Raw genomic sequence first — 16493 nt, 5'->3', positions numbered from 1 at the left:
TCGATCGATGCATTTGGGCAAGTGTCTGCCGTAGCGGTGGCACTTGCCTTTTTCTTTTTGAAGCCGCTGACGTTGGGCGTGGGGAGGTGGCATATCGGCTACTTTGTTGGCCCAAGCCATCGAAACGACTCCTTTGGCAAGTCGTGGAGCGGATTGTCGCTAGAAGAGCGTTTTCAGTTTTCGCGCGAAGCTAGCACCCCCCCGAATCACGCTGTAGCGGCCGTCGCCCTTGCCTGGCGCACACGTCGGGTTGCGATTAAGACCAGCAATTCTCCCTTCCAATGGCTGCCGAAGTTGCATGTTTCGGTACAATCGTCGGTCTCCGCCCTCTCGCACGGCATCGAGGCCTTGTGCGACCTGTAGGGCGGCATTTAGGCCACCGCGCGTCCGCAACTGGTTGTTCCCCCCAATTTTCCGTTTAGGACTCCTACCTGAGGTTTTGCATGATGATGAAAATAACCCGATCTGCAGTATTAGCCCTGCTGGTGGTATCGTTAACCAGTTTCACCCCTGCCACCCTGAGAGCTCAGGACAAAGTCGCGGAAGAGGCAGATGGCTGGGTGGAAATGTTTGATGGAAAATCTTTGACGGGTTGGAAGGTCAACGAAAATCCCGAGAGTTGGAAAGTGGAGGAGGGCATGTTGGTTTGTGCAGGACCTCGCGCCCACCTGTTCTACGTGGGCCAAGACAAGCCGTTTACGAACTTTCATTTCAAGGCCGACGTAAAGACAACCAAGGGGAGCAACGCTGGGATCTACTTTGCTACCAAGTTCCAGGAGTCGGGTTGGCCCAAGTTCGGCTACGAGTGCCAAGTGAATGTGTCCCACACCGATCCAAAGAAGTCGAGCAGTCTGTATTCGGTGGAGAACATTGCGGATCCAGGTGTGAAGGATGATGAGTGGTACACGCAAGAGATTATTGTAGAAGGGCGGCGCATTCGACTGTTGCTCAATGGTGAGACGATGGTCGACTATACGGAGCCTGAGAATCAGCCCGCGTACTCCAAGGACTTCGACCGCCGTCTAATGCCGGGTACCTTTGCCTTGCAAGCCCATGATCCAATGAGTGTGGTGTACTTCAAGAACCTTGAAGTCAAACGTCTGCCATAGCAGCAATTTACGCGTCTTGTGTTTCCCGTTTTCTTTGCAGGTCTTTTCATGTGGTTGCGTTTTCTCTGCGGCAGCATGCTTTTAATATGTTTGGCAGCATCGGTGCTTCAGGGGCAAACTGTGACCGAGGTGGGGGCTGAGCGGCAGAGTGCCGAGGTGGATGAGCCGCTCGCACCTGTTGCCAGCGATGCAGTTGCCGTCGATGCAGTGACCGCTGAGCTAGGGTTGGCCGGCATGTGGAAGCTAGGACATCTTTCCCCGGTTCGGGTCAACCTACCATCAGGCATCGCAGACAAGGTGACTGCGATTGAAGTGCACAGTGTCGACGGGGATGGCGTGACCGTGGTCTACCGTCAGGATGTCGATGCTTCGCTGTTGCAGCATTCTTTGTCAGACCCATTGCAGCAGGCTTACGTGTGGGTGCCGGTCCGCATTGGAAGACTTGGAACACCCGTAGCAGTTCGGGTCATGGAAGACTCCCAAGTCTTAGGGGAAACGGAACTCGATACGCAAGGTGACGACGCTGGGTTGCCCTCAGACCAGCCGCTGGTGTTGGCCTTGGGATCCGCCATGGGGATCGAGCAACTGAGCCGCAACTCCGTCTCGAATTCTACCAGCACCTTTTCTACAGCCGTGTTAAGGACCGTCGACCAGATTCCTGCGGACTGGCGGTACTACGCCGCCTGTGACCTGTTGGTGATCTCAGGTGCGGACGACGAATTTCTGTCAGCCATCTCAACTTCTCAATGGGCCGCGTTGGAACACTGGGTACGAGGCGGCGGCGGTTGCGTGATCTCCCTGGGGGAGTCCACGAATCCGGCAAGTGGTTTGCAAAGGTTTCTCCCAGGGGAGATTGTCGGAAGCGGGCAGGTTTCCAATCCTGGAACGCTGGAATCGATGGTTGCTACCGATGCTCCGCTACCAGGCTTCTCTGCCAGCATCTTGGAATTGGGGCGTGGAGAGGTTGAATTGTCCTTTGCGGACACCCTGGGACGCGATATTCCTTGGTGGATACGCTACGCGTATGGGCACGGCACGATCCAATTGGTGACCAGTTCGCTTGATGCGCCCGCCTTCTCGGGCTGGAAAGACCGCCGATTGCTATGGGGGCTGTTGATTGAGCCCTATGTGGATCGAGAGATGATTACCGGAGATCGGCAAAGCAGTGTGGGAGAGTCCTCCTACCGCGGCTACAGCGACTTGGTGGGGCAATTGCGGGCTACGCTCGACAATTTCTCCGGAGTCTCTGGGATTTCCTTCAGCCTATTCGTGGCACTCCTGATCGGAGTGTTGCTGTTGATCGGTCCGGTGGATTACTTCGTTTCGGTGAAATGGCTGCAGCGACCTCACCTGAGTTGGTACTTTGCCGGGACGTCATTGCTGCTTATTTGCAGCGGTTTGACTTGGTTCTACCATTCGATTCGTCCCGATGAGTTGCAGGTAAACGCCGCGCAGTTGATCGATATTGACGTCAGTACCGGTCAAGTCCAAGGGCGGCTGTGGAGCCACGTTTATAGCGGGGCCGCCAGAACGGTATCGGTCCGGGCCAACGCCACCGATGCCGTGCCTCACGTTTCCGCCAATTCCGCCTACAGTGATTGGCAGGGGTTGCCCGGTGCAGGTTTGGGAGGCTTGCTTTCTCAGTTGAGTACCGATCGCGGCATGCCTAGCTACGTGATCGATGTGCAAGGCGACGGAGGCTCTGTGATCAAGAACGTCGGGATTCCTTCCGCTGGAACGAAGAGCTTCGTCACGACTTGGGATGGACAATTATCCAATCCCCGGGAATCTCAGCTCACGGAAATCCCAGGGGTCGATCAGCTGACTGGGGTGCTAGTGAATCCACTCGATGTGGATCTTAAAGAACCAATGCTGTTCTATCACAATTGGTACTACAGTCTGGCAAGTCGGATTCCTCCCGGCGAGTCTTTGTCGATTGCTTATGACACCATCCCCAAGGATATTGCGCGGCGGCTTCACCGTCGTCGCAATGTTGATGGAAGTGACGTGGTTACACCATGGGATCCCAACGATCGCGACGCTTTGGATCGCTTGTTGGAGTTAATGATGTTTCACAAAGTTGCGTCGGGGAGATCCTACACGTCTCTTTCCCATCGCTATCAGGCAGGTGTTGATCATAGCAACTTGATGCGGACTGATCAGGCTGTTTTGGTCGCACGCGTCGATGCACCGTGGGCTAGCTTGGATGTTTCCTCGGGTGACAGTACCCAGGGGGGAGAGAATGTGGAGGTGAAGCGTGGGATCGATCGCGTATGGTGCCGCATTCTGATTCCCGTTTCTCAAGCAACCGCTGATCGCTAGTGGGCTGTCGATGGAAGCACTTTTATGGTTTTAGCGGAACAGAAGTAATCCGGCGGCTGACGGCTGGTTGAATTGAGAGCATGTTTATCCCCCTCCGAATCACCTTTGATTAGCGACCAAGTCTGGCTAGCTTGCGCGAAGGTCTAATATTTCGACAGCCCGTCACGCGGTGGGTTATTACTGAGACAAGCCGCTGGCGGCTATTTGAATTGCATTCCCCAAACACGATCCATTGCGACAAGGTTTCTCCTGTGATCAAGACCAGCAATTTGACCAAGAAGTATGGTGATATGTACGCGATTCGCGGCATCAATCTGGAGCTTGAAGAGGGAGACTTGTTCGGCTTTATTGGTCCCAACGGAGCTGGTAAAACGACGACAATGCGCATCGTCGCCACTCTGCTAACTCCCACATACGGCGAGGCCTACGTGTGCGGGAATTCGATCTACACCGATCCTAAAGAAATTCGACGGTTGGTGGGCTACATGCCCGATTTCTTTGGCGTTTACGATGACATGACAGTCATCGAGTATTTGGAGTTCTTTGCGGCCGCGTATCGGATTCAAGGTGCCGCCCGCCGCCAGCGCTGTGATGAAATGTTGGATGTCGTCGATTTGGATTTCAAGCGAGATGCTTATGCCAATACCCTCTCCCGAGGGCAGACGCAACGATTGGGGCTCGCCCGTGTGCTATTGCATGATCCTCAAGTATTGCTGTTGGATGAACCGCTGAGTGGGCTTGACCCTCGCGCCAGAATTGAGATGCGGAATCTGCTTCGGCGGTTGGGGCAGACCGGTAAGACAATTATTGTGAGCAGCCACATTCTGCCGGAATTGGCAGACATCTGTAACAAGGTGGGGATCATCAATCGCGGAGAGATGGGGTTCAACGGGACGATTGAGGAATTGATCAAAACGGTGCGACCGCAAACCGTGTTGGAAATTGAGATCGCACCGGTTGAGCGTCAGGCGGAAGCAGCCAAGTTTCTGGAGTCCCACGCCCTCGTCGATAAACTGGACAAGGCTCGCGGAATGTTTGAAGTTACCTTGAAAGAAGGGGTGCTGGACTACAGCCCGCTCTCCTTGGACCTAGTCAACGGCGGATTTGGGTTCAAGCACTTTGGCGCCAAGGCGACGAACCTTGAATCGGCCTTTATGGCTCTGACCAAGGGCTCTGGTAAGAATATCTAAGGTTCGCTCGCTAGCTTGTCAGCGAGGATGGTTGCTGGTTCATCCGTTGACGGCTAGAGCCCGTGTAGTTCCTCGCATGCTTGGCCGCTTGTTAGTCTACTCTTCTTGCCGACGCAGCGGGTTGCAATGGGAGGATAGCATGCTGGTGCCTAGCGTGATTGTCGATTGTAAAAATCGTAACCCGACGCGTGAGCGAGGATGGTTGCTGGTTCATCAGTTGACGGCTAGAGCCCGTGTAGTTCCTCGCATGCTTGGCCACTTGCTTGTCTACTCTCCTTGCTGACGCGGCGGGTTGCAATGGGAGGATAGCATGCTGGTGCCTAGCGTGATTGTCGATTGTAAAAATCGTAACCCGACGCGTGAGCGAGGATGGTTGTTGGTCCATCAGTTGACGGCTAGAGCCCGTGTAGTTCCTCGCATGCTTGGCCGCTTGTCAGTCCACTCTCCTTGCTGACGCGGCGGGTTGCAATGGGAGGATAGCATGCTGGTGCTTAGCGTGATTGTCGATTGTAAAAATCGTAACCCGACGCGTGAGCGAGGATGGTTGATGGTCCATCAGTTGACGGCTAGAGCCCGTGTAGTTCCTCGCATGCTTGGCCGCTTGTCAGTCTACTCTTCTTGCCGACGCAGCGGGTTGTAATGGGAGGATAGCATGCTGGTGCCTAGCGTGATTGTCGATTGTAAAAATCGCAACCCGATGCGTGAGCGAGGACGGTTGCTGGTTCATCAGTTGACGGCTAGAGCCCGTGTAGTTCCTCGCATGCTTGGCCGCTTGTCAGTCCACTCTCCTTGCTGACGCAGCGGGTTGCGATGGGAGGATAGCATGCTGGTGCCTAGCGTGATTGTCGATCGTAAAAATCGTAACCCGACGCGTGAGCGAGGATGGTTGCTGGTTCATCAGCTGACGGCTAGAACCCGTGTAGTTCCTCGCATGCTTGGCCGCTTGTCAGTCCACTCTCCTTGCTGACGCAGCGGGTTGCAATGGAAGGATAGCATGCTGGTGCTTAGCGTGATTGTCGATTGTAAAAATCGTAACCCGACGCGTGAGCGAGGATGGTTGCTGGTTCATCAGTTGACGGCTAGAGCCCGTGTAGTTCCTCGCATGCTTGGCCGCTTGTCAGTCCACTCTCCTTGCTGACGCGGCGGGTTGCAATGGGAGGATAGCATACTGGTGCCTAGCGTGATTGTCGATTGTAAAAATCGTAACCCGATGCGTGAGCGAGGATGGTTGTTGGTCCAGCAGTTGACGGCTAGAGCCCGTGTAGTTCCTCGCATGCTTGGCCGCTTGTCAGTCCACTCTCCTTGCTGACGCGGCGGGTTGCAATGGGAAGATAGCATACTGGTGCCTAGCGTGATTGTCGATTGTAAAAATCGTAACCCGACGCGTGAGCGAGGATGGTTGTTGGTCCATCAGTTGACGGCTAGAGCCCGTGTAGTTCCTCGCATGCTTGGCCACTTGCCTGTCCACTCTCCTTGCTGACGCGGCGGGTTGCAATGGGAGGATAGCATACTGGTGCCTAGCGTGATTGTCGATTGTAAAAATCGTAACCCGACGCGTGAGCGAGGATGGTTGTTGGTCCAGCAGTTGACGGCTAGAACCGTGTAGTTCCTCGCATGCTTGGCCACTTGCCTGTCCACTCTCCTTGCTGACGCGGCGGGTTGCAATGGGAGGATAGCATGCTGGTGCCTAGCGTGATTGTCGATCGTAAAAATCGTAACCCGACGCGTGAGCGAGGAAGGTTGTTGGTCCATCAGTTGACGGCTAGAGCCCGTGTAGTTCCTCGCATGCTTGGCCGCTTGTCAGTCTACTCTTCTTGCCGACGCAGCGGGTTGCAATGGGAGCATAGCATGCTGGTGCCTAGCGTGATTGTCGATTGTAAAAATCGTAACCCGATGCGTGAGCGAGGATGGTTGTTGGTCCATCAGTTGACGGCTAGAACCGCGTGGTTCCTCGCATGCTTGGCCACTTGCCTGTCCACTCTTCTTGCCGACGCGGCGGGTTGCGATGGGAGGAGTGGCTACAGTTGATCACTTGGGGCAGTCGAGTGTGTTGCTGGCGAGGGCGGTATTGTCTGCTCGACTGGGATTAGTAGCGAGCAATATCATCGTCGGATTGGATACCCAAGGTTTTGACGATTTCTGCAGCTCGGTTGGCCAGCATGCCCAGATCGCTTGAGATGGCGATGAATTGCATTCCTTCGGCGATGCGTGCATTGGCTTGCTCGGGAGTCATGACGTGAATGCCGACCGGGGTGCTGGTGGCGCGTCCCGCCTCGACGACTCGCTGGATCATCTGCTCGTGCTCTTCCGCCGTGGGGAAGTCGCCGGTGGGGGATCGCATTTGGAACCGCAGATCGTTGGGGCCAATGAATACTGCGTCACATCCGGGCACGGCGTAGATCTGCTCGGCGTTCGCCACTCCCTGAGGGCTTTCTGTTTGGAGGATGACTACGACTTCGTCATTGGCACGGCGATAGTACTCTTCGGTCGGGCAGCTGAAATTTAGATTGTGCATTCCCCCGCCTGCACTCCGCGTTCCTCGTGGCGGGTATTTAGCTGCTGATATCGCGGCTTGAGCTTGTTCCACCGTATCGATCATGGGGACGATTACGCCGTAGGCACCAGCGTCGAGGGCCCATTTGATCATGGTGTGTGAGTTGTCAGGGACGCGGAGCAGGGGGACGCAGTCGGCGTCCGCAATGCTGGCGACCACCGATGCAATTTCGCGCCAGTCAAAGGGGCTGTGTTCGATGTCAAGTGTAATCCAATCGAAACCACTTCGGGCTAGTACGCGGGCAGCGTGCAAGTTGCCAAGAGAGAGCCACGTGCCAAGCGTGGGCTGACCACGCGACAATTTCTTTTTGATCGGGTTACTTTTCATCGGTAGGATTATCGTTTGGCGAGGCGGTTAAGGATTTCAAGACCACGTTCGAGAGTGGCTTGTGGGGCTGCGTACGAAATGCGGAAGTGGGTGTCTTGGCTACTGAAGATCGCTCCCGGAATCATCAATAAATCGTGCTCAATGGCATGGGTTACGAACTCGGTTCCCGTTCCCCAAGGCGCTTTGGGGAAGAGGTAGAAGGCGCCGCCAGGAGAGGTGAATTCAAAGTTGTCTTTCAATCCATCGATCATCATATCGCGTTTGGCGCGATAGTCGGCACGGTAGCTGGCCATATCAACGTCCATTGCTGCCAGACCGGCCCACTGAGCCGGTTGGGGAGCGCACACGAAGGAATACTGCTGGAGTTTGATCATGGTTTGAATGACCGCTGAAGGGCCGTGCACCCAACCGACGCGCCAACCGGTCATGGCATGGCTTTTCGAGAACCCGTCGATCACGATGGTGTTGGGGTTGTGGTCTGCTGGTGTTTGCAATTCTCCGTCATACACGAACTCACTGTAGATTTCGTCGGAAATGAGTGCCACGTTGTGGCGTGCGGCCAGTTCAGCTAGGCCTGTGACCTCTTCGCGGGAAGGCGTGATGCCGGTTGGGTTTGATGGGGAATTGAAGAGGATCAATTTCGTCCGAGAAGTGATCGCGCTTTCGACTCGATCGAGATCGATGCGGAAGTCGGGATAGGTATTCAAGATGATCGGCACGCCACCTACCAATTGAACCAGCGGGGCATACATCACGAAGTAGGGGTCGAAGATTACGACTTCGTCACCTGGGTTCACCAGGCTGAGCATGCTCAAAACTAGTCCACCGCTGGTTCCCGAGCTGATGAATACATCGCGATCGGAATGACCATAGCGTTGTTGAATTCGCTCACGCAGTTTTTCACGCAGGGGGGCAATGCCTTGGGTCAGCGAGTAGGCGTTGCGACCTTCCTCAATGGCAGACACGCAAGCGTCTTTGACGGTTTGAGGCACGTCGAAGTCGGGCTGTCCAATACTGAGATTTACGGGGTTCTTGAGCTTGGCCGCCAAGTCAAAGACTTTGCGTATCCCGCTGCTATCAAAGGTCTTCGTGCGGTCAGCGATCCAGGTGGAGGGGGTATTCGTCATAGCGGAGTCGATCAAGCAGCTCGAGCGGGAGTAAGAAGATGTACGTGATTCTCTGTCAAAGACTACCACCCCGCGGCCTTGCTCGGAAGGTGCTATTGCGCCGAGCTGCGGGTGCCCTGGGGAGAAGCCCCGATGCGCACTCCCGGGGGGAGTGGCCGGGCAGCGGTCAAAAAGCCTTGTTGGAACAACGCATTTTTGAGCTGTTGGAAGGTGGCGAAGGAGTCGGGGTAAACCCACACGGTGATGACGGTTTCTGCCGGATTGCGGCTCGCCAGTTCTAGCTGCAAGCGTCCCCCGGTCGACAGGGCTTTGGCGAGCGATTCCGTCGGCGCATCTGCGACGGTTTCCAGCTCAAACCGCTGCAGTTCGAATCCACCCGGAATGGCATTCATCCAGTACTCCATCATGAAACCTCCGACCGGTCCCAGGGTTTCATGCAAACCGTTGCGTGAGGAATTGCGTCGAGCTGCCAACGGAACTTGTTCTTTTAGGATGGAGACGAGGCGATCCCAGGGGATAACGGTAATGTTCCCCTCCTTCAGTTCAATGTGCATTTCGCGACTGAAGACTGTTTTCGCCATGGGGGTCGGTAGATGTTCTAGGATGATTTTGGGACGTTCCTTTTCCTCGGCGGAACCCATCTGCTCAGCGACATCCTTGAGCTTCGATTCGAGCTCTTCCAATTCCTGGCGTTTGTCAATCTCCTGCCGCTTTTCTGCATCGGTTTCCTCCAGCCGCTCTTCGACGGTTTCTCGCGTCATGGCGACCAACTGCAGCAGTCGATCCCTCTCGAGCTTGCGAAAACGGGATTCCAGCTCGTGCTCTTGCAATTGGATCGACTGTTTGACCAGAGCTTGTTGGATCGAGTTGGCTTCAGAGGCGGTTTGCAGGGCGCTGGCTGATGGCTCCGGAGCGCTCAGTTGCCGGCTGTACTCATCGGCATCCATTTTGGTTTTAGTGCCAATGACCACGACCAGGATGATGAGAATTCCGACAAGGTTTGCCGTCGTATCAAGGAACGAATCCTCACCTACGGAGATATCATCTTGGCGGTGTCTGCGTCGCATTATCGGCGGTCAACTTAAATGGGGATTGCTACGGGGCGCGGCGTACGTCGAGCCCGCTGCCTTCGAATAGTCTGGTGAGTTGCTCGAATCGCCAATCGGCATTGGGAGCCACGTCGACAACGAGCACCGGTTTCCAGTAGCCGGAGGTGAGTGCGATGCCCCAGCCTTCCACGCGTTTTTGAATTAGTTTGGCGAGAGATTCGGCGCGTTGTTGCGGGCTGCTATCCATCGAGATCGAGGTTTCGGAGCTGCCGCTGCTCGGGTCGGCCAGGATTACCCAGCGATCTTCATAGCAGACCACGCGGATGTTCCTGACCACGGGTGTTTGTGTAGGGGGGCCTTGGGACCAAGCCCAGTCGCGCCCGCGGTGGGCGGCTACGGGGCGGGACGAGCTGGAGCCTTGTCCGCCTGCCGTGGGAGGAGGATTCGAGCCGGATGTCGGTCCGTTGGTTGGGCTGGAGCTTCCTCCCGAGTAGGAGCCGCCGGAAGCGGTTGCTTCATCGGTAGAGCTTGGCCCAGTGGGCGGCTGCCCGCCAGGAGCGCCGGTCGAGCTGGTGCGCATGCCAAAGCTAGGCAGGGCGACTTGGTTGCCACCCGAGGAGGTCGACTGAGCGGAGGAACCGCCTCCGGTACCCGCTGCAGCCGTCGATTGTCCCGCTGCTCCGGCAGAGGAGTTGCCGGTTTGGCCGCCGGCGGCGCTCGCGCCTGCTGGCTGGTTCAAGAGGTCTTGGCCGGTCTGCCCGACACCGCTGTATTGGTTGTCTCCGAAGAACGAGGATGCTCCCTGTCCCGCAGCAACTCCGGCTGCGGAATTGCCCGAGTAGTCTGCGGTATCTCCAGAATGATTGGCCGCAAACAGGGATGCTTCGGTCACCACGCCATCATTGCGATTTTCCGATGCAGTACCGATTTCACTCTGCGCGAAACCATAGCCGCCCGAGCCTCCCGCTGAAGAGTTTTGTCCTGAAGCCGAGTTAGAACCATTGAGTGCGTAGCCGCCTCGCTCGCCCGGTGCGCCCTCGCGGGAGTCCCCGGTAGGCAGCCCGCCTTGGTAGCCGGAGCTCATCGGATCGGAGCTGCCTGAGCCACTGGAAGCACTGCCGCTAGAACCTGAGGAGTTGTCGCGGTACTGTTGGCGAAATTTGCGTGGCATGGCCATTACCAAAGCCGCTTGTCGCTCCCGCGCCAGTTCAATGGCACTGGCAATCTTTGCTCGCAGCCCAGGCTCTCCAGCTGGGAAGACCAATTCGAGTTCTTCGTCCACCAGTTCGTAGCCAAACTGGTCATCCCAGGCGTTCATCGCAGATCGCGCTAGTGAATAGGTACGAATGCCTGAGGGACGCACGACCAGCAGTGGGTAGGCAGTGCTGGTGACGGCGTGATTCTCGGGTACGTAGGTTGAGCGAATGGTGCGCAGAGCCGCGTCGAGCGGGTTGCCTGGTCCGTAGGGAGGTTGGAGGTCATCGACCGAGACCAACAGTCCTTCGGGCTGGATGATCAAACCCTGCTCTGTGCATTCGAGGTAGATGGGGCGGCGGTGCGTGCCATTGGGGCCGTCGTAAGGGATGATGGCAAAGATCGGTTTATCGCCATCGGGCTTGTCGAGCTTTTGTTCCAGTTTCTTGTGCGCATCGGCCAGTTGTTTTTCGAGTTCAGTAATCGCCTGGGTGATCGATTCCTGCTCGGCTTGCTCTTCCTGAGACTCCTCATCCATCAGCTCTGCGGTGCGCTGCAGGTGTGCCAGCTCTTCCAGCAACTCTTGAATATGGTTCTCCAGGTGCTGGAGATGAAGCCGCTTTTTTTCGAGTTCGATTCTGCCGCCTGAGAGTTGTTTTTCGAAAGCTCTACGGGCGAGCGTAATTTGGCTTTCGATCTCTTCGACCTGCTCTTGCTGTTCGGTGATGACTTGGGTTGCGGAGGCTTGTGCACCAGCCACAATCAGCATCAATATCAAGACCAATGCACCCATCGTGCACAGCAGGACTGCGAGAAATGGGAACAGGGAGGGAGCAACGGAGTCACGCTGGCGGCGTGCACTGCTCATGCGGCCTTCCTTTGTGATGGGGTGGCAGGCTGGCTGTCATCGGCGTGTGTCTCTGGAGGGGCTTCCTCCTTTTTAGCCATCCGCGGGCGTGTCGGAGTGCGGAAGGCGCCAGCACGCTCCAGGGTGGTAGCGAGCACCGCAACCGCTTCGCCAATGCACAGCGAGGCCTCTTCGATCCGAGTTACATTCTCCATGCGGGCAACGCTGTCGTGGACCGTCTCTTCCAAGCCGCGTAGATCGACCACCGACTCCGAAAGCTTGTGCATCGTGTCGGTTTGGCGAATGATTTCCTTTTGCTGGTTTTGTAGTTGTCGAGCTTGATCGCTGAGGGTCGTTTGCCACTGCTGCAACCGTAGGTCCACTTGTCGGTTGCCTTCATCCTGAATGCGTTGAAGATCACTCACGTGGCGCTGCAGCGATTCCCCGACGCGATTGCCAATTTCCGATTCGATGCGTTGGGAGGCATCTTCGCTCCAGGATTTCCAGTGGCGGAAACTCTCCGACATCGAGCGTCCCCAGATTGCGGCTTGCTCTTCGGTCAACTGTTGTACGGCTTGCAAGAGGTTGGTGGAGAGTTCTCGCAGGGGTTCCATGAGTGCGATTTGCGAATCGAGCGGGTCATCCGACAGATAGCCGATCAGGCCATCCCCGGAGTCCGAGTCGATGCGGTTCAGCAAATTCATTTCCAGTCGGCTGATACCGAACTGAAGAAACATGGAGACCACCGTCAGAATCAACGCGATGGCGGTGGTATCGAAGGCGACGTACAACCCCGCCGTCAACTGGTTCATCGCATCTTGCTGCTGGGTAGCCAGCATCTTGGTGTCGAGCTGCCCCAGAGTCTGAGAGATGCCAAGGACGGTCCCTAGAAAGCCCAGCATGGGCATAGCCCAGTGGATGATGCGCAGTAGGCTGTAGCTCTCGTGTTGGCGATCCGCGTCGGCCTCGGATAGGGATTTCAAATCCGCTTCCAGTTGGTGCCGACGTCCGCGATTGATTTGCAGCTCGATGACCCGCGATATCCGATTCCCAAACCAACTGTGTTGAATCTTGGCTGGTTGCGCTTGCCAGCTGGCGGCCAGCCATTCGGGGCGCTGTGAAGCGGCGATGTCTTCGCCGTCGACCAGTAATCTCTGAAGGGTCTGTGCGGCCTTCGACGTCAGCTTGGACTGCACGGTGACTTGATACCACTTGATGGTCAGTCCCGCCAAGCCCACGAAAAAGAGCGATACGCTCGTCACCGCTACAGGGTGACTTAAGCAGTAGCGATGCAGGATGGCAAAATCGAGTGGGCCAGCGAAGATCAAGCCGAAAAAGGTGAGAGCGGCGATTGAGCCAAACAGCAATACCGGCGGTAGGGAGAGCGCGTAGCTTTCCCTTTTTGCACGACGATGTTGATTCACGTGTGTCACCACTTCCTTGTAGCGATTCGACAAATTATCTAACTAGTGCTGCGCCCATCTTCAATCCTGCGGTAGTGGACGAAATCGGGCACTCGCGTAGACCAGGGATGCGCTGCGACGCCAATCCATGCTTTTTATTGTGGACGATGCACTAGTTCCCAATTTTGGGGTTCATCGCGGATTGTGGTAAACCGCTTGTCTCGCGTCCAGGCGAATATGGAGGGGAGTTGGGGATGTAAGGAGAAAATCCACGACTTTCCAAGCAGCGTTGATAGCAAATCCACGCTGCGCGGAACTCGCGAACACGCCGTGCTGGGCTGCGGGACAAGGTGCGGAGGGTGAATGAGTTGCTCTTGAAGTGTCCAAGCCAAGCGTATTAGAAATAGCAGCCAGAGGCCAAGCAAGTTTCAATCTGCGAATGGAAAGTAAACGACCGATGAGCGACTGGTTAGGGAAGTGTCTATTTGTTTCACTGGTGGGCTGCATTGCCTACTTTGTCATCCATGCTCCTGCGCAGGTGGCCAGCCAGACGCCAGGCTACTCGGCGGGAAACGGTGGCGAGGTGCAGATGGTCTCTAGCAATCTGCCCAACGGTACCCAGCAATTGATCGTGCTGGATACGCGGCACACGACGATGGCGGTCTACCAGGTCGAGCCGACGCAGGGGAAGTTGCAGCTGCGAAGTGTCCGCAATTTGGCGCTCGATCTGCAGATGGAAGAATTCAACGCAACTTCGCCACTCCCAAGTGAACTGCGGCAAGTTAAACCCTAGCTCTTTTGGGCGGTTTGTGCCGTTGTGGGTGTTAGGGGCGTTATATTCGGTTGAACTACCTGCCCCCTGATAGAGAATTTAACGATCAAAGGGTTTCGTTTCTTCAGGAGCTTTAGTTACTATAGATAAGTTACTGGCGGGAGTTCGGGAGCTCTCGCAGTGATGGCAATTACTCGCTGCTTGTCGCTGAGCAGAATTACCAACGCTTTTCATTGACTTTCTGTCGTAGTAGTTCATCGGATGAACGTTTTGGCAAGTGGATTTGCCTGCGGCCTGTCGCCCATCGACCTTAGGAGTTCGCATTAGCATGTCCAATTTCGTTCCGCTTGAAGAGGCTGCCAAGAAACTTGGCGTCAATGCAGATGCGTTAGTTGAGATGCTCTCGCGCGGTGAAATATTTGGTTACCGCGACGGTGGTAGTTGGAAGTTCAAGCCGACGGAAATTGAGCGCGTGGCCAGTGAAATGGCAGGCGGAGCCCTCGACGAAGACCCCGCTGGCTCCTCGATTCTCATGTCGGGTTCGGAGCTTGGGTTGGGGAGTTCCGTAGGTAGCGATTTGTTGGCCGGTGACGATGGAGCTGGGGTCGATAGCGATGTCTCCGTGGTGGCTGATCCCAGTTCTGGAAGCGATGTGCGTTTAGTCAGCAAAGCTCCCGATGCTCCACAACCGCCGGCGGACGAGGGCAAGGAGTTGCAGTTAGCTGCTGACGACGATGATGATGACGAGTTGTCGCTGTCGGTAGAAGACGGCGACGATCTCCTAGCTGCGGCCTCGGATGCGGGATCTGGAACGGGTTCCTCGGTGGGCAGCGACGTTGAATTGGCGGGATCGGACCTAGGATTGTTGGGGGGTTCCTCGGGGAGTGATATTCCGCTTTCGGGTTCCGATTCGCTGGACTTGGCCCCCGGATCTGACGCCTCCAACGTCTTGGCGGGTGATTCCGAGTTGAGCTTGGCCGCCAGTGATGATTTGATTCAGGGGGATAGCGATCCGGCAATTGAGTCGGGGCTGATGGATTTGCAGGGCAGCGACTTGGAACTGGCCGATGACGGCGATTTGGTCCTGAGCGGCGGCAGCGACCTGGCGCTCGGAAACGACAGTGGCATCAATTTGATGAGCCCTTCGGACAGTGGAATCTCATTGGAAGATGAGCCGTTGGATTTGGCTGCCAGCGGTATTTCTGGACTCGACTTGGCCGTTGAGGGCTCGGACGTTCAGAGCCCCTCGTCGGGTGGTTCAGCTGTGGATTTTCAGCAAGATGAAGAGTTTCAGTTGTCGTCGGCCTCCGGTGCGTTGGAAGTAGACGATGACAGTGGATCGCAGGTTATCGAGCTGGAGGATTCGACCGAATTCGGCGATGCAGCGGTAGCGCTGCCCGATGATGGCTTCGACGCGTTTGGCGATGGGGATGCGGTCGGCAGCTTCGATGATGGCTCGGAAGGGTTTGGCGAAGTTGCTCCAGCGGGCGCTGCGGTCGTGACGGGTGCCCCTGAAGTCCCCTACAACCTGTTGGAAGTTCTGAGCTTGCTCGGCATTCTAATGCTCATGTGCTTGTCGGGAATTTTGGTGAGCGATGTCGTCCGCAATATGTGGGCTTGGGCTGGAGAGGGAAGTTCGCTGACCAGTGGTTTCACCGAGACGTTGGTGAGTGCCGTGGGTGGCAAGTAGATCGCTCTAGGCCTGGATTGGCAAATTTGATAGCGTGTGAACACTGTCCCTTGGACCCAGGTGAACTTGGGGAAACAAAGGCATCCATGGAAGGAATGCGGGGCAGTGTTTCGTAGGTATGGAGGCTGCACCCCGTGAATCAAACTGTGGAACATTGGAAACTGCGGTTTCGTGTGCCGGTCAGCCGTGGACGCTTGGCTCGCTCCGGCCGGATTCTCTGGCTATGCAGTCTGTTTGTCCCTCTGCTCGGTGGTGCCAGCGGTTGCAGTAGCTTGGGCAAAGGGGCTCTCGTCAAGCAGCTCCAAAGCGAGAATGATCGGCTGCTGTCCGAGTTTCGCTCGCAGCGGGATCGCGCTGATCAACTGGCTCAGTCCAATCGAATGCTCGAGGAACGGGTGGCTCAGACCGAAAAGCAACTTGCCCTGCAGTACCAAGCGGGTGGGGGGCGACTGTCGCAGCTCAATTCCAATTACGTTCCCTCGCTACCGGGATCGCTCTCTTCTTTCCCCGGCAACGCGTACGGCAACTCTGGGGCTGACGGTGCCGGAGCAACCACTGGAAGTAGTGGTTTGCAGTGGCAGCCTCGCTAGTGCGGGGGTTGCTGGGTGGGTAGGTCCGCCCGCGCGACCTGTGGCAATTTGTCCGAAAAGGATGAATCGTTCCCCTTGAAGCGAGACAATGTCGATTCAAACACGCTAATCTATAGACAAGACGGACAGAGTCGGCGGCAAGACAGCTATTCCCACCTCGAAAACGACCCACCCCACCTCGACGTAGCAGACCCGCTTACTGCCCCACCCAACCTGTGCTCCAGTCCAAATTGAAGTCTAGAGCCCAGTGATGCGTTGCCTTAAGGATCGGGTGCGCCTCTTGATAAGTTGGCACCCATTCCCCCGCGACGCCAAGTTG

At 56.2% G+C, this 16493-nt stretch carries 12 protein-coding genes; 7 read left to right on the top strand and 5 right to left on the bottom strand.

Annotation, left to right across the window (positions count from 1 at the left end; all coding sequences use genetic code 11):
* Window positions 1-21 precede the first annotated feature (21 nt).
* The 4 genes from Q31a_RS28625 (at window position 22) to Q31a_RS28610 (ending at window position 4621) form a co-directional block, all read left to right on the top strand.
* Window positions 22-363, top strand: a complete 342-nt coding sequence (locus Q31a_RS28625) for a hypothetical protein (protein WP_145085990.1) — start codon at window positions 22-24, stop codon at window positions 361-363.
* Between the two features lie 80 nt (window positions 364-443).
* Complete coding sequence (locus tag Q31a_RS28620) at window positions 444-1109, top strand: 3-keto-disaccharide hydrolase (RefSeq protein WP_197355871.1); 666 nt, start codon at window positions 444-446, stop codon at window positions 1107-1109.
* 75 nt (window positions 1110-1184) lie between these two features.
* Window positions 1185-3431: a hypothetical protein gene (locus Q31a_RS28615; RefSeq protein WP_145085987.1), complete on the top strand. Its 2247-nt coding sequence runs from the start codon at window positions 1185-1187 to the stop codon at window positions 3429-3431.
* A gap of 251 nt (window positions 3432-3682) precedes the next feature.
* Window positions 3683-4621, top strand: a complete 939-nt coding sequence (locus Q31a_RS28610; RefSeq protein ID WP_145085984.1) for an ABC transporter ATP-binding protein — start codon at window positions 3683-3685, stop codon at window positions 4619-4621.
* Window positions 4622-6707: 2086 nt separating this feature from the next.
* Here the strand turns inward: Q31a_RS28610 and Q31a_RS28605 are convergent.
* From Q31a_RS28605 to Q31a_RS28585, 5 genes are all read right to left on the bottom strand, one after another.
* Window positions 6708-7502 (bottom strand): HpcH/HpaI aldolase family protein, encoded by a 795-nt coding sequence (locus tag Q31a_RS28605; protein WP_145085981.1) that lies wholly within the window; start codon window positions 7500-7502, stop codon window positions 6708-6710.
* An 8-nt stretch (window positions 7503-7510) separates the two neighbouring features.
* Window positions 7511-8629 (bottom strand): pyridoxal phosphate-dependent aminotransferase, encoded by a 1119-nt coding sequence (locus Q31a_RS28600; RefSeq protein WP_145085978.1) that lies wholly within the window; start codon window positions 8627-8629, stop codon window positions 7511-7513.
* 92 nt (window positions 8630-8721) lie between these two features.
* On the bottom strand, window positions 8722-9696 hold the full coding sequence (locus Q31a_RS28595; RefSeq protein WP_145085975.1) for a beclin/Apg6 coiled-coil domain-containing protein: 975 nt from the start codon (window positions 9694-9696) through the stop codon (window positions 8722-8724).
* Between the two features lie 28 nt (window positions 9697-9724).
* On the bottom strand, window positions 9725-11740 hold the full coding sequence (locus tag Q31a_RS28590; protein WP_145085972.1) for a hypothetical protein: 2016 nt from the start codon (window positions 11738-11740) through the stop codon (window positions 9725-9727).
* Entirely contained in the window at window positions 11737-13176 is a 1440-nt protein-coding gene (locus Q31a_RS28585; protein WP_145085969.1) for a MotA/TolQ/ExbB proton channel family protein, read from the bottom strand. The genes Q31a_RS28590 and Q31a_RS28585 overlap by 4 nt, the downstream gene beginning before the upstream one ends.
* 403 nt (window positions 13177-13579) lie before the next feature.
* Here Q31a_RS28585 and Q31a_RS28580 point away from each other — a divergent pair, with 403 nt between their 5' ends.
* From Q31a_RS28580 to Q31a_RS28570, 3 genes are all read left to right on the top strand, one after another.
* On the top strand, window positions 13580-13915 hold the full coding sequence (locus Q31a_RS28580; protein WP_145085967.1) for a hypothetical protein: 336 nt from the start codon (window positions 13580-13582) through the stop codon (window positions 13913-13915).
* A 307-nt stretch (window positions 13916-14222) separates the two neighbouring features.
* On the top strand, window positions 14223-15584 hold the full coding sequence (locus Q31a_RS28575; RefSeq protein WP_145085965.1) for a helix-turn-helix domain-containing protein: 1362 nt from the start codon (window positions 14223-14225) through the stop codon (window positions 15582-15584).
* A 134-nt stretch (window positions 15585-15718) separates the two neighbouring features.
* Complete coding sequence (locus Q31a_RS28570) at window positions 15719-16174, top strand: hypothetical protein (protein WP_145085962.1); 456 nt, start codon at window positions 15719-15721, stop codon at window positions 16172-16174.
* The last annotated feature ends 319 nt before the right edge of the window (window positions 16175-16493 follow it).

The organism is Aureliella helgolandensis, assembly GCF_007752135.1.
In the GTDB taxonomy this organism is placed as follows: Bacteria; Planctomycetota; Planctomycetia; order Pirellulales; family Pirellulaceae; genus Aureliella; species Aureliella helgolandensis.
Note: the sequence above shows the minus strand (reverse complement) of the source record. Positions and strands in the feature narration are given on the sequence as shown.

What these genes read in the sequence shown, in the direction of transcription:
- Q31a_RS28620 (WP_197355871.1), top strand. Translation starts at nt 444, where the DNA reads ATGATGATGAAAATAACCCGATCTGCAGTATTAGCCCTGCTGGTGGTA.
- Q31a_RS28615 (WP_145085987.1), top strand. Translation starts at nt 1,185, where the DNA reads ATGCTTTTAATATGTTTGGCAGCATCGGTGCTTCAGGGGCAAACTGTG.
- Q31a_RS28605 (WP_145085981.1), bottom strand. Translation starts at nt 7,502, where the DNA reads ATGAAAAGTAACCCGATCAAAAAGAAATTGTCGCGTGGTCAGCCCACG.
- Q31a_RS28600 (WP_145085978.1), bottom strand. Translation starts at nt 8,629, where the DNA reads ATGACGAATACCCCCTCCACCTGGATCGCTGACCGCACGAAGACCTTT.
- Q31a_RS28595 (WP_145085975.1), bottom strand. Translation starts at nt 9,696, where the DNA reads ATGCGACGCAGACACCGCCAAGATGATATCTCCGTAGGTGAGGATTCG.
- Q31a_RS28590 (WP_145085972.1), bottom strand. Translation starts at nt 11,740, where the DNA reads ATGAGCAGTGCACGCCGCCAGCGTGACTCCGTTGCTCCCTCCCTGTTC.
- Q31a_RS28580 (WP_145085967.1), top strand. Translation starts at nt 13,580, where the DNA reads ATGAGCGACTGGTTAGGGAAGTGTCTATTTGTTTCACTGGTGGGCTGC.
- Q31a_RS28575 (WP_145085965.1), top strand. Translation starts at nt 14,223, where the DNA reads ATGTCCAATTTCGTTCCGCTTGAAGAGGCTGCCAAGAAACTTGGCGTC.